At 67.8% G+C, this 13,676-nt stretch carries 7 protein-coding genes; 1 reads left to right on the top strand and 6 read right to left on the bottom strand.

Features of this window, described 5'->3' with window-relative positions:
• Positions 1 to 64: 64 nt before the first annotated feature.
• From MRBLMU1_RS20670 to MRBLMU1_RS20680, 3 genes are all read right to left on the bottom strand, one after another.
• Positions 65 to 6,250, bottom strand: coding sequence for a YDG domain-containing protein (locus tag MRBLMU1_RS20670; RefSeq protein WP_363505020.1), 6,186 nt, complete (start codon positions 6,248 to 6,250; stop codon positions 65 to 67).
• A 270-nt stretch (positions 6,251 to 6,520) separates the two neighbouring features.
• Positions 6,521 to 8,731 carry a CHASE2 domain-containing protein gene (locus MRBLMU1_RS20675; protein ID WP_414646102.1) on the bottom strand — a complete coding sequence of 737 codons (2,211 nt, stop codon included), beginning with the start codon at positions 8,729 to 8,731 and terminating at the stop codon, positions 6,521 to 6,523.
• Positions 8,732 to 8,803: 72 nt separating this feature from the next.
• Complete coding sequence (locus MRBLMU1_RS20680) at positions 8,804 to 10,432, bottom strand: GAF and HD-GYP domain-containing protein (protein ID WP_363505026.1); 1,629 nt, start codon at positions 10,430 to 10,432, stop codon at positions 8,804 to 8,806.
• Positions 10,433 to 10,676: 244 nt separating this feature from the next.
• On the opposite strand from MRBLMU1_RS20680, the gene MRBLMU1_RS20685 reads away from it, so the two are divergent.
• Positions 10,677 to 11,582, top strand: coding sequence for an MBL fold metallo-hydrolase (locus MRBLMU1_RS20685; RefSeq protein WP_363505029.1), 906 nt, complete (start codon positions 10,677 to 10,679; stop codon positions 11,580 to 11,582).
• A 77-nt stretch (positions 11,583 to 11,659) separates the two neighbouring features.
• Here MRBLMU1_RS20685 and MRBLMU1_RS20690 read toward each other — a convergent pair whose 3' ends face one another.
• From MRBLMU1_RS20690 to MRBLMU1_RS20700, 3 genes are all read right to left on the bottom strand, one after another.
• Entirely contained in the window at positions 11,660 to 12,148 is a 489-nt protein-coding gene (locus MRBLMU1_RS20690) for a cyanophycin synthetase family protein (RefSeq protein ID WP_363505032.1), read from the bottom strand.
• A gap of 125 nt (positions 12,149 to 12,273) precedes the next feature.
• The gene (locus MRBLMU1_RS20695; RefSeq protein ID WP_363505035.1) at positions 12,274 to 12,750 is read right to left on the bottom strand and encodes a GNAT family N-acetyltransferase; all 477 of its coding nucleotides are present in this window, start codon (positions 12,748 to 12,750) and stop codon (positions 12,274 to 12,276) included.
• 8 nt (positions 12,751 to 12,758) lie between these two features.
• A complete protein-coding gene (locus MRBLMU1_RS20700) occupies positions 12,759 to 13,625 on the bottom strand; it encodes a metallophosphoesterase (protein ID WP_363505038.1) in 867 nt (288 codons plus the stop codon).
• Between the last annotated feature and the right edge of the window lie 51 nt (positions 13,626 to 13,676).

Here is a 13,676-nt window from a genome sequence, read left to right on the forward strand (position 1 = left end):
ATGATGCCCAATTGCAAGTATCAACTGTTAAATCGCCGTCGCGGGTGTTGGATTTCGGGCCGCTCTAGTTGCAATACATTTTCTTGGCCACGTCGGCCTTACCGACGACCTTGGCGGTGCCGCCGTCGCCGACGGCCGGCTCCGTGTCCTTGTCGGGCGCGGTGGCGCGATTTTTGGTGTCCGGCGTCTTGTCCTCGTTCCGCCCGCCCCCTCCGAGCTGGACGGTGGTCGCCGCGACGGTGTTGATCACATTGACCGTGGTGTTGAGCGCCTGCCCCACCGGTTCGCCTGGACGGCCCTGCGTCGCCACCACCACGGCGGCGGCTTCGGCGGCGGCCTTGGCGGCGGCGTCCGCTGCCGCCAAAGCCGCTGCATCGGCATCCGCCTTGGCGGCGGCATCGGACGCGGCTTTGGCTGCGGCGTCGGCGGCCGCCTTGGCGGCGGCATCGGACGCGGCTTTGGCTGCGGCGTCGGCTGCGGCTTTGGCTGCGGCGTCGGCGGCGGCTTGAGCGGCGGCGTCGGCCGCTGCCTTGGCGGCGGCGTCGGCGGCGGCTTTGGCTGCGGCGTCGGCCGCGGCTTTGGCGGCCGCGTCGGCGGCGGCCTTGGCGGCGGCATCGGCCGCGGCCTTGGCGGCCGCGTCGGCGGCGCCGTCGTTCAGCGTGGCCGTCGTCTGGCCGATAAATATGCTCGATGGCACATTGATCGCGCCTTGCACGGTGGTCAGCGTCACCGGTCCGCCGTCGCTGTTGATGGTGGTCCCCGCCAGGGACGTGATATCGCCCCTGGCGGCGGTGGCGGTGATGCGCCCGCTGGACGGCACCCTCAGCTTGCCGCCCAACTGGATGTCGCGGCCGGCGGTCAGGCTGATCGCCGCGCCGGCGTTCAACTCCGAATGGTTGCCCAGCCTGATGTCGCTGCTGGCGTCGAGCACGATGTTGGCGGCGCTGATCGCGTGGTTGACCGTGATCGGGCTATGCGCGGTGATCGACACCAGGCCGCCGGCGGCGGCGATGCCGCCGGTGGTGTGGATGCCGCCGGTGTTGTCGATGACGATGTTGCCGCCGCTGGTCATGGTGCCCAGCGCCAGCTCGCCGCTGGGCACGGTGTTGTTGAGCGCGATACTACCGCTGCCGTTGACGATCGCCTCGAAGGCGCCGACCTGGTTGCCGGCATCGGTCAGCGCGATGCCGTTGGCGGCGAACGCATGCAGGCTGTCGGTGACCAGCGCGCCGGTCTGGGTGATCGCGCCCTGTGCGGCGTTGAAGGTGATGCCTGCCTTGGCGCGGGCGTTGCCGATCGCGACATCGCCACCGTTGCCGACGGTAAGCGTACCGTCGATATCGATGGCGCCGCCGCTCTGCGACAGGGCGGCTATGCCCAGCTGGGTGGCGCCGCCGGTGCCGGACAGCAAGCCGCCGCTCAACACCAGATTGCTGATCTGCATGTGGCCGTTGAGCACGAGCGCACCGCCGCCCAGCATCAGGCCGCCGCCGTTGGCGTAGGAGGCGTCGGCGCCGGTGCCGGTCAGGGTCAGCGCGCCACCGGTCAGGCTCAGGCCCTGCCCGCCCGCGCGCAGCGACGTCAACGTGGTGGCGCCGGCGCCGCTGTCGTAGGTGACGATGCCGCCGGCGTTGTTCAGCGCCGCCGCCAGCACGTTGGCGCCGGACGGCGCGATGCCATCCTGCCAATTGCCGGCGTCGCTCCACAGGCCGCCGCCGGTCGCCGTCCAGGTCGCCAGCGCGCGCGGCGTGATCGTGCCCTTGGCGGCCGCGAGCGTGTAATTGCCGGCGTCGGCGCCGGACAAGCCCGCCCCGCCCAGGGTAACCACCTTGTCGATGCCGGCGTTCTTGTCGGCGTAGGTCGCGGTGGCGCCATTGGCGGCCAGCGCGACGGCGTCCGTCGCGCCGCCGGCGGTAACCAACACCCCGCCCAAGGTGGCGCCGGCCAGGGTGCCGGCGGCGCTGTTGTTGTAGTCGCGCGCGGCCAGCGACAGCGTCAGGGCGGCCGGCGTGATATCGGCCGTCAGCCCGGTCTGCAAGCTGCCCACCACATAGTTGCCGCTGTCGGCACCGCTCAAGGTGACGCCGTTGACGGTCACGCTCTTGGCGGTGCCGGCGTTCTTGTCGGCGAAGCTGGCGCTGGCGCCGCCGATGGAAACCTGGTCGCCGCCGATCACGCCGCCCAGCACGCCACCGTTCAAGGTCGCGCGGCGGCCGTAGGAGGCCGTCGCGCTGTCGTAGTCGAGGTTGTAGACACGGTTGTTGGCCGTGAAGCCGGACGCCGTCAGCGTGGCCGGCGTGATGTCGGCCCTCAGGTCCGACGGCGAGACCAGCACATAGTTGGCGGCATCGGCGCCGGTCAGGCTCAGGCCGCCGGTGTGGACCGTCACCAGTTTGTCGGTGCCGACGTTTTTGTTGCTGAAGGTCGCGGTTCCGCTGACCACGCCGGCCAGCGCCACGTCGTCGCCGTTGATACCGGCCACCGACGCGCTGCCGCCCAGCTGGGCCACGACGGTGCCGTCGTACTGGCGCGACAAGGCGCTCAAGCCCGACAGCGACAGCGACGCCTTGGTGATGCTGCCGCTGCCGCTGACGGCCCCGCCCAGAACGTAATTGCCGAGGTCATTGTTGGTGAGGGTGGGGTTGGCCACGCTCATCGCCTTGCCGCTGCCGGCTCTCTTGTCGCTGAAACTGACCAGGCCGGAGATGCCCAGCGTGTCGCCGCCGACCAGATTGCTGAAGGTGTAGGTTGCCGGCAATTCCATGTAGGCGACGCCGTCGTAGGTCTTGGTGCCGGTGACGGTGGCCGTGACCGTGCGCGGCTGGATGACCAGTTGCGCGCTAGTGCCGGTGTAGGTGATGTCGTATTGGGTCGACCACAAGCCGCCGACGTCGTAGGTGCCGACGTTGACGGCGCCGTCGTAACCCAGGGTGCCGTTGATGCCCGCGACCACGCCGGTGGCGCTGCCGGTGAACGCGGCGGAGGCGCCGTCATAGGTTTTGGTGACGCCGCTGCCGCCGCTGACGGCGATCGTTTTCGACGTCAGGAAATTCTTCAGCATCGGCAGGGTGTGGCCGTCGTAGTTGCGCCAGACGGTGGAAAAGTCGAAGCCGACGTAGCTCGATTGCTGCTGGCTCTGTTTCCCGGTCAGCGCCGTGCCGGCCGCGTCCGAAGCGGTGCCGGCGGCATCGGCGTTGAAGTAGCCGTTGCTCAACGTGCCGCTGCCCAACGTTCCGACCATGCCGCTGACACCGCCGGAGAAAAGGTGGCCGTCGACGCCGCCGCTGCTGTAGCCGTTGGCGACCGTGCCGGAGAACAGCTCGCCAAGCAGCCCGCCCATGTTCGCGTGGTTCAGGCTGAAGTCCAGCAGATTGCCGCTGACGTCGCCGCTGGCGTAGACGTTGGCGATGGTGCCGCCCAACCCGTTGAGCGTATTGTTGCGCCCGGCCAAGCCGCCGACGTTGCGCCCGCCCTGCACGTCGCCGGTGGCATAGGCGATGCTGATGACGCCGCCGTTGTTGTCGCCCACCAGGCCGCCGACGATCTCGCCGGTCGCGGTCACATTGCCGCTGGCGTGCGAGGCCGTGATGGCGCCGACGTGGGCGCCGTCGTTGGCGTTGCTGCCGACGAGTCCGCCCGCATAGCCGAAGCCGGTCGTGTTGACGTCGCCGCCGGCCGACGAGGCGCTGATGGCGCCAATATTGCGCCCGGCCAGGCCGCCGACGTTGGCGGCGTTGGCGCCGGCCAGGCCGGTGACGGCGCCGCTGGCGCCGGCATTGCTGACCGCCGCGCCGTTGTCGCCCACCAGGCCGCCCACGTTGGTCACGCCGGTGACGCTGGCGGACGAGTGGACGTTGTCGATGATGCCGCCGGCACCGGCGACCGCGCTGCCGACCACGCCGCCGACGTTGGTATTGCCGCGCACGCTGCCGCCCACGGTGAGGTTTTTGATGGTGCCGCCACCGAGCAGCGAGAACAGGCCGACGTTGTTGGAACCGGCGCGGTCGATGGCCAGGCCGGTGATCGCGTGGTTGTTGCCGTTGAAGGTGCCCGCATAAGGATAATCGGTGCTGGCGAGCGGCGCGAAGCCCTGGCCCGCGTTCCAGTTGATCGTGCCGCTGGCGTCGATGTCCTTGTTCAGGCTGAACCATGTGGACGCTGGCAGGCCGCCGGCGCCTTGCAGGCCATAGATGTCGTCGAGCAGATACGGCGTGGCCGCGCCGCCGTTGCCGCCGGTCGCGCGCACGAAGGTGCCGCCATCGAGCCGGAAATCGTGCGCGATGAACAGAGGCAAGGCGCCGGTCTGCGACCAATGGCCGCCGGCGAGCGTAAAGGCGCCGCCGACCTCCAGGCTGTTCGGTGCAAGGATGTTGTTCGCGGCGTTCAAGGTCAGGCCGCCGGAAATGGACATCGTCTGGCCGAGCGTGATGTCGCCGCTGGCCGCCGTCACCGACAGGGTGCCGGTGTTGGCCACCGAACTGGCGCCGAGGTTGACGCTGGCGGCCGTCAGCGACGCGCTGCCGCCGGTCGAATCGAGCTTGGACACGCCGGTGATGGTGTTGCCGGTGTTATCCATCACGATATTGCCGGCGGCCAGGGCGCCCAGGCTGGCCGCGTGCAGGCCGTCGATCGGGCTGGTGGTCTGGACGATGGCGCCGCCCGCGTTCAGGCGCAGCGGCGCGTTGGCGCCGTCGATCGACGCCTTCAGCTCGATGCCGGCGTCGGCGTTCAGGGTCAGGCCGTGCGCCGACGTCCACGTGACGGGACTGAGCACGCTGATCTTGCCGCCGCCGGTGCCGGCGCTGTTGGCGGTGGAGACGGTGACGTCCGTGGTCGCCAGCGCGCCCTGCAACGTCCCGGTCAGCAGCAGCGAATCGGCCACGGCCGTCGTTTCGAGGAAGGTGCCGCCGTTGTTGGGCGGCGTGGCGCCGGCCGTCATGCCGGCGGCCGTGGCCGTGGCGATGTCGCTGGCGATGTAGATGTCGCTCGGGTCCAGCAGCAAGGTGCCGGTGGCGCCCAGCGGCGCGCGCGTGTCGACCCGGCCCCGCATGTCCAGGTAATGGCCGGACGTTTCGACGAAACCGCCGTTGCCGCCGGCCGCGCCGCCGCGCGCGGAAATGGCGCCGAACACCTGCGTCGCCCGGTCGCTCCAGACGATGACCTTGCCGCCGTCGCCCCGGCCGGTGGCGTCGGCCTTGATCACGCTGTCCTTGCCGACATAGGTTTGCTGCGCGTTCGGCAGCACGGTATTCTTCCCTTGATAATCGCCGCCGACCAGCACCGTGCCGCCGCCGGCGCCGCCGCTGGCGTCGACCACGGCGTTGCCGGTCAGGCCGACCTGCGCGCCCAGCAGCACGATGTCGCCACCGGTGTTGAGGTTGCCATCGGCCGTGCCACGGGCGCTGGTGGTGCTGCCCGCCTCGAGCAAGGTGGTGCGGCTGGACTTGAGCAGGATCTTGCCGTTGGCGCCCAGGACGGCGCTGTCGGCGTTGATCGTGCCGCGCTGGTTGACCAGTGCGCCGTAGACGCCGACGCGCCCGCCCTGCGCGACGATGCTGCCCAGGTTGAGCGCCTGGTCGGCCGGCGCCGACACCACCACCTGCACGTTGGGATCGCGTGTATCGAACAATTGCACGCTGTGTCCGGCCGCCAGCACCACGTCGCCGTTCGGCGACGAGAGGATGCCGCTGTTCTCCACCGCCGGCGCGATCAGGAAGATCTGACCGCCGGCGGGCGTGGTGATCGCGCCCTGGTTGACGACCTTGCCCGCGTCGGCGGCGCCGGCGAAGTTGTTTTTACCGGCCAGGAAGTCGGCGTTGGAGATCGCCAGGCTGGAGGCGACCAGGCCGTTGACGTCGACCCGCGAACCGGCGCCGAACAACACCCCGTTCGGGTTGATCAGGAACACCTTGCCGTTCGATTGCAGCGAGCCGAGGATGACGCTGGGGTCCTGGCCGGTGATGCGGTTCAGGACCTTGCTGTCGGCGCTTTGCTGGATGAAGCGCGCCACCTCGTCGGCGCCGAGCGAAAAGCCCTGCCAGTTGATGATGGCGTTGGGCGTGTTGGTGATCGAATACGTCTTGCCCTGGAAATTGAAGCTGGCCTGGCCCGCCACCACGGTCGGATTGACGGGGGCGGCCTGGGCGCCGCCGTAGCAGGTGGCCACCAGCACCGACAGCAGCTTGCGCCGCAACGGTGAGCCGGCGCGCAGAGGTTGGCGTCGGCGTTGGCAATCAAGATCTGCTGTCATGAAGACTTCCTCTATCGGGGCTGGTCGTCAGCCCACCGCGCCGGTGACGGCGCCATGGGCGGGTATTCTATGGATGGGTGGCACGGTGAACCTCGCGCGGCACGGACACGCGGAGCCCTTGGGATATATCCCAGTGGAAACAAATATTACGTGAAGTTTAGTCGGCTTTGGCGCGGCCGCCAGCTTTTTTTTGCAAATAAGCATGTATTTCTCGCTTTCTGTGGCGCGCCGCGCTCAACATTGCAAACGATTATTTTTGCGTATTTGACACTACTTCGTCTCGAACGTCGTGACGCCGTCCCAGTCGGCGCCAGGTGGATGGGCGCGGTAGTAGGCGATGCGTTCAGTGTATAAGGAATACAGGCGGCTGCCGGGGTCTAGATCATGCAATTGGGAAATTATTGACATCGCTCTATCCCACTGTTGCGCCCGCACGGCGGCCAGCGCCTCGTGCCAGCGCGCCAGCCCCTCGGCCGTGGCGGCGTCCAGCTCGCTTGCCGGCGCCAGCGGCTCGAAGATGGCGACCGGCTCGCGCTTGCCCTTGACCCGCACCAGGTCCAGCTCGCGGTAGGCGAACTCCGGCGCCGCCGCGCGCGTGGCCGCGCCGACGGCGATGCCGACGCCGTAGACCTTGGTGATGCCCTCGAGCCGGGCGCCGAGGTTGACCGCGTCGCCCATGACGGTATAGGCGCGGCGGATCTTGGAGCCCATGTCGCCCACGTGCATCAGGCCGGTGTTCAGGCCGATGCCGATCTTCAAAGGCGGCCAGCCGCGCGCAATGAAGTCGTCGTTGAGGCGCTGCGCGCTGGCCTGCATCAGCAGCGAGGTGGCGACGGCGCGGCGGGCGTGGTCGGCGAAGGCCACCGGCGCGCCCCAGAACGCCATGACGGCGTCGCCGATGTATTTGTCGAGCGTGCCCCGGTGGCTGTCGCGGATGTCCTCCGACATCGCCGTCAGGTACAGGTTGATGTATTCGCGCAGCGCCTTCGGCGTCAGGCCCTCGGAGATGGTGGTGAAGCCGCGCACGTCGACGAACAGCACCGTCAGCTCGCGGCTTTCGCCGTCCATATGGTATTGCTCGGGATTGGCGGCCATCTCGGCCACCAGCTCGGGGGCGACGTATTCGCCGAAGCGCGACACCAGCGCCCTGCCCTTGCGCACCTCGAAGAAGTAGCCCCACGCCACGTTGAACACGAAGATGGCGGCGATGACGATCAGCTGCATGGCCAGGTTGAACAGCAGGTCGCGCTCGCTGTACAGGTAATAGTTGAAGCCGATGCTGGCGCCCAGCGCGACCGCGCCCAGCAGGATGGCCTGCAACGGCGCCAGCGCCGGCAGCGCGAACGTCAGCAACAAGCCGGCCAGCAGAATCAGCCCGGCCTCCAGGATGAAGGCGTAGTAGGGGCGCGCCTTAAACTGGTCGTCGAGGATGGACTTGATGATGTTGGCGTGGATCTCGACCCCGGGAAACTCGGGATTGACCGGCGTGGCGCGCAGGTCGACCAGGCCGGGCGCGGTGGTGCCGATCAACACCACCGCGCCCTTGAGCAAGTCGGCCGGCGCGCGCCCGGCCAGCACGTCGGCCGCCGACACGTAGCGGAACGCGCCGCCGCGCGGCCCGCCCTCGCCGCGGAACTGGATCACCGTCGTCATCGCCTCGCCCACCGGGATCAGGCGCTGGCCGCCGGGCAGGAACAACGACAGGAAATCGTAGCCGCCGCTGTCCTGCTGGCTTTGCGACATGCGCTCGACCGGGCGGTCGAGGTAGGGTTTGATGGCGCGCGCCTTCAGGTAGACGCCGGCCGTGGCCAAGGACAGCGACGGGTAGTAATCGGCGCCGACCTGCTGGATCAGGCCGGCGGTGCGGACGATGCCGTCCGGATCGGTGACCACCGAGAAGCTGCCGGCGCCGGCGGCGGCGCGCGCCAGCGGCGCCACGTTGGCCTCGTAGCCGTCGGCCGAATAGGCCAGCAGTTCGCGGCCGTTCAAATCCTGTTCGGTGAACAGCGGCGCCGGCAGCGCGCCCTTGACCTGGTCCGGCGACAGGTTAAAGCCCAGCACCACCGGCTGGCCTTGCAGCGCGGCGGCGAACAGGCCGTCGTAGTCCATCGCCGGGCGCAACTGTTCGAGCCGTTCGCGCAGCGCCGGCACGTCCTTCAGCTCGCCGGCCGACAGCCGCTCCAGCACGCCGTAGCCGGAACTGGTGTCCGGCTCGGGGAAGGAGATATCGTAGCCGACCGCGCCCACCCGGTAGTGCCGGGTCAGTTGCGAAACCAGCCGCGCCTGGATGTCGCGGCTCCACGGGAAACGGCCGAATTCGGTCAGCGCCTTGCCGTCGATGTCGACGATAACGATGCGCGGATCGAGCACCGGCGCCTGCAGCTTCATGCGCTCGCCGGCGATCAGGCTGTCGAGCCGGGCGACGGTGCCGTTGTCGTAGAAACCGAGCGCATAGGTGGCGCCGAGCGCGGTGATGAGCATCCCCAGCAGCCAGCGCGGACCGGACTTGAGCAGCGTTTTGGCCCAACGGCTCCACTGTGGCACGGGCGCTCCTTACGGCGTGTAGCCGGGAATCAGCGATTCGTCGATGACGTCGATCTGCTTCTCGTCCATGTTCCGGCGCGCGAATTCCAGATAGATCTTGCTGCGGATGAAAATGTCGAACAGGTCCGGATCGATGTGGCCGTTGAGCGAGAACTGGCCGAGGATGCGCAGCGATTCCGACAGCATCTTGCCCTTTTTATAGGGACGGTCCTTGGCGGTGAGCGCCTCGAAGATGTCGGCGATCGCCATCAGCCGCGCCTGCACCGACATCTGGTCGCCGGTCAGGCCGCGCGGATAGCCCTTGCCGTCCATGCGCTCGTGGTGGCCGCCGGCGTATTCCGGCACGTTCTTGAGGTGCTTGGGCCACGGCAGCGCCTCGAGCATGCGGATCGTCACCACGATGTGGTTGTTGATGATCTTGCGCTCGGCCTCGGTCAGCGTGCCGAAGCGGATGGTCAGGTTCAGCACCTCGTCGGCGTCGAGGAAGTCGCGCTCGTCGCCGTCCGGCCCGGTCCAGCGGCGCGCGGCAATCCCGCGCACGCGCTGCTGGTGCTCGGCCGACATGGCCTCGGCGCCGACGTTGGCGAAGCGGATGAAGTCGCGCTCCTCGCGCAGGTCGGCCTGGCGGCGCGCCAGCTCGGCGTCGATCGCGGCCAGCCGGACAGGGTCGCCGCCGGCGGCCAGCTTCTGCTTGAGCGCGGCGATTTCGGCGTCGCGCAGCAGCACCTCGAAGCGGGTGTCGATGGTGTTGATGCGGTCGCTGATCGTCTCGAGCTTGGTGGCCTTGTCGACCACGTGCACCGGGGTGGTGATCTTGCCGCAATCGTGCAGCAGGCCGGCCAGCCACAGTTCCTTGCGGTCGGCGTCGGTCATGCGGAAGCCGGCCATCGGCCCGGTCTCGGTGGCGTGCACCGCCTCGGCCAGCATCATCGTCAACTCCGGCACGAACTGGCAATGGCGCCCGGTGTAGGGCGACTTCTCGTCGATGCCGATGTTGATCAGGTTGACCAGCGCTTCGAGCAGCTCCTCGAGCTGGCGGATCAGGCGCTGGTGCGTCAGCGCCACCGCCGCCTGCGCGGCCAGCGCCTCGATGAAGCGCTGGTCGGTCGGCGAGAACGCGCGGATGGCGCCGGTCTCGGCGTCGATGGCGTTGATCAATTGCAGTACGCCGACCAGCTCGCCCTCGTGGTCGCTCATCGGCACGGTCAGGAACGATTGCGAATGGTAGTTGCGCTGGCGGTCGAAATCGACCATGCCGGAGAAGTTGAAGACGTCGGCCTTGTAGACGTCCTCGATATTGACCGAGACGCCGAAATGGGCCGCGTACGCCGCCACCGACGCCAGGTTCTTGTCGCCGCCGGCCTCGTACAGCGGAATCGACGGCGCGCTGACCGGCTCGCCGTTGGCGCCGCCCTGGCGGATGCCCAGGGTGTCGTTCCACAGGATATTGAAATCGAGGAAGCGCTTGTCCGCGCTGGGACGGTACAAGGTGCCGCCGTCGGCGTTGGTCATGCTCTTGGCGACGATCAGTATCCGCTCGAGCAGGGAATCGGTGTCGTGGGTGCCGCCCAGCTCAACGCTGAGTTCCGTCAACTGGTCGAGGCGCTGGGCAATCTGCGTTTGATTTAACTCTTGCATGATTGTTTTTTTGTTACCGTTTAAGGGAAGTGACTGGCATCGACGCATTGCCGAGTGTAGCCGTAGTGCAAGCTGTTGTACATGGAGAAATGTATCGTGCGACACAATTGCCGTTTCGCCGTGCTGTTTCTTGTGCTGTTTCGCCCCCGCGCGGGAAAAAAAAGCTATCATCGGCCGTTGGTGGAAGGGCGAAAAAACCACCCGGCACGAGCGAAAATTACAAAAAAATCACTAGGGATAGAGCATGAAATTCAGATTTTGGGGCGTGCGCGGCTCCATCCCCTCGCCGGGGCCACGCACCGCGCGCTACGGCGGCAACACCACCTGCATCGAAGTGCGCACCGATGATGACACGCTGATCATCATCGATGGCGGCACGGGCCTGTTTTCGCTCGCGCAATCCTTGATCCAAAACAAAACCACCGCCATCCACGCCAACATTTTCATCACCCACAGCCACTGGGACCATATCCACGGGCTGCCGTTCTTCACGCCGCTGTTCGTGCGCGACAGCCGGGTGCGCCTGCACGGCGTCACCGACCCGGTCACCGGCAACGGCATCGAGCACGTGATGGGCGTGCAATTGCAAAATAGTTATTTTCCCGTCAGCGAAACGCAGATGGACGCCACCATCGAGTACCACACGCTGACGGTCGGCCAGCCGGTGCGGGTGGGCGACGCCACCGTCAACAACGTGGTGATGAACCATCCGGTGACCGACCTGGGCTACCGCATCGATTGCAACGGCAAGTCGCTGTTCTTCACCGGCGACCATGAACCTTTTTATAATATCCATCCGGCCGGCCACCCGGAGCACGCGGCCTACGAGCGCTGGATGCGCGAGCGCAGCGCCGCCATCGACGCCATGGCCATGGGCGTCGACGCGCTGATCGTCGATTGTTCGTATACGAGGGAGGAGTATCCCGCCAAGCGCGGGTGGGGACATGGCACGTTCGACTCGGCGTTCGCGCTGGCGCTGCGCACCGGCGCCGGGACGCTATATTGCACCCATCACGAGCCGACTCGCGGCGACGACGAGCTCGAGGCGGTGTTCGCCGATGTGATGGCGCGCCACGCGTCGCTGCTCGGCGGGCTGAAGGTCCTGCTGGCGTACGAGGGGATGGAGATCGAGTTGGGCGGAACGTCGTAATTGGCCGATACGGGCATGTGAAACACCGGGAGACACGTAGGGTTATCGCTGTTCCATGACATTCGCCGGGACGGCAACTATGCCGCGACGGCGGCCACCGCCGGGCGTGCCGTCAAACGACGGTCCGCCAGCGCGCGCAACCGGGCCACGGCGGCCGGCAGATTGAAGGCGCGGCCGGCGCGCAACGCGCTGACCATTTGCGTGGCGATGCGCAACGCCGGCGCGGCGGCGTTCTTGGCCGCATACGGCAGCACCAGCCGGTAACGCCCCTTCATGCGCGGCACCACGCCGACGAAACCCACCGTCACTTCGTTGAGCGCCAGGCGGCGCAATTCCAGCGCCACCTGCTGCACCACGCGCACGATCTGCGGCACGTCGTCGCCGCGCATGCCGACCAAACCGGCCTGGCTGCGCACGCCGGGCAGCATCGCCAGCAAACGCTGGTCGAGCGACGCCAGCGCGGCCGGCGTGGCCGACGCGTCGTCAACTTCGAGGATACTGAGCAGGCAAGGTTGGGTGGAGTAGCGGTTGTCGCTGGAGAGGTAACGCTGATCGATGATACGCATGGTTTTTCTAGCCTTTGATGAAACAGGCCACATTCTGAACCCCATCGCGCCGGCACGGAAGCGGAGCCCGGAGCATTCGCTTGTAAGACGACACTTACACGTAAGGTGTTTCTAAGCCGCGCGTGTTAGCTTCCGGGTAGTTGTTTCTCAAAGCAAACAGCGAGCGGATTGCCGATGTACTTGCCGTAGTTGGCGATGCGCGCGTAGCCACGCGCCGTGTAGAAGTCGACCGCGCGGCGGTTGACCAGGCGCGTCTCGAGCCAGATCGCCTGATAGCCCAGCCCCGCCGCCTCGCGCTCCAAATAGGTCAGCACGGCGCTGCCGATGCCGCTGCTGTGGCGGCGCGCATACATGCGCTTGATCTCGGCCACGCCCGGCTCCAGCGGCCGGAAGGCGCCGCAGCCCTGCGCCACGCCGGCGGCGTCGCGCGCGACGACGAAGCACGCCATCGGGCCGCGCACGTCGTCGGCGTCGAACGAGGCCTTGCCGCTGCTGCCGGTGATCTCCTCAAGCACGGTCGACAACTCCGCCATCAACGCCATGCACTCGGCGGCGCCGGGATCTTCGGGCGTGAGCAATATGGTTGGGAGCGGTTTGTTCATACGACGGATTATTGCACAGTGCAGATCACCAGCTCCGGATCGGCGTTGATGCGCACCGGGATGCCGCTGCACCCCACGCCACGACTGACGATCAGCTCGCCATTGCCGGGCACCGGGAAGCGCCCATAATGATAGGGACGCGACAGCGGCCCGCGCGGCATCACCAGCGGCGTGCCGTCGCCGGTGGCGATTTGTCCGCCGTGGGTGTGGCCGGCGAAGCCGACGTCGAAGCGGTGCCCGTCGAGGCGCAGCAGGCCGTCCGGCGCGTGCATCAGCAGCACCCGCGTGGGGCCGGCGCCGGCGAAGGTGGCGTGGCCGTCGGGCGCGCCGGTCCACGGATCGTCCATGCCGCACACCGACACGCCGTCGAACGGCGCCGGCAAGGCGCGCGCGCGGTTGACCAGCATCTCCACCCCGGCGCGCGCGAACATGCGCTCGATCAGCCCGTGGTCGGTGATCAGGTCGTGGTTGCCGAACACGGCCAGCTTGCCCAGCGGCGGACGGCAGGCCGCCAGCGCCGCGCACAGCGCATCCGCGTAGCGCGCCGGGCCGTGCACGTAGTCGCCGCCCAGCAGCAGCACATCGGGCCGCTCGGCGTCGATGCGCGCGAACAGGTCGGCGAAGATGCCGGCGTGGGTCGGCGGACCGGCGTGGAAGTCGGAGGCGAAGGCGATCTTGAGCGGCCGCGGCAGGCGGCGCTCGGGCGCCAGCGCCACGCTGTACCGGGTCACGCCCAGGCGGCCATGCAATCCGATACGGTAGCTCAGCGACGCCACCAGCCCACCCAGCAACGCGGCGTTCATGACCGTTTCGGTGTAACGCCGGAACCGGGAGTGGCGCCCGCCGCGCGGGGTCTTGCCCGGAGGTAATGTCATTGATGCCTGAGTGAATCTGGAAAAGGCGGCATCATAGCGCATTTGCGACAT

It is taken from the genome of Burkholderia sp. LMU1-1-1.1, assembly GCF_040675865.1.
GTDB lineage: Bacteria > Pseudomonadota > Gammaproteobacteria > Burkholderiales > Burkholderiaceae_D > Rugamonas.

What these genes read in the sequence shown, in the direction of transcription:
- MRBLMU1_RS20670 (WP_363505020.1), bottom strand. Translation starts at nt 6,250, where the DNA reads ATGACAGCAGATCTTGATTGCCAACGCCGACGCCAACCTCTGCGCGCC.
- MRBLMU1_RS20675 (WP_414646102.1), bottom strand. Translation starts at nt 8,731, where the DNA reads ATGCTCATCACCGCGCTCGGCGCCACCTATGCGCTCGGTTTCTACGAC.
- MRBLMU1_RS20680 (WP_363505026.1), bottom strand. Translation starts at nt 10,432, where the DNA reads ATGCAAGAGTTAAATCAAACGCAGATTGCCCAGCGCCTCGACCAGTTG.
- MRBLMU1_RS20685 (WP_363505029.1), top strand. Translation starts at nt 10,677, where the DNA reads ATGAAATTCAGATTTTGGGGCGTGCGCGGCTCCATCCCCTCGCCGGGG.
- MRBLMU1_RS20690 (WP_363505032.1), bottom strand. Translation starts at nt 12,148, where the DNA reads ATGCGTATCATCGATCAGCGTTACCTCTCCAGCGACAACCGCTACTCC.
- MRBLMU1_RS20695 (WP_363505035.1), bottom strand. Translation starts at nt 12,750, where the DNA reads ATGAACAAACCGCTCCCAACCATATTGCTCACGCCCGAAGATCCCGGC.
- MRBLMU1_RS20700 (WP_363505038.1), bottom strand. Translation starts at nt 13,625, where the DNA reads ATGACATTACCTCCGGGCAAGACCCCGCGCGGCGGGCGCCACTCCCGG.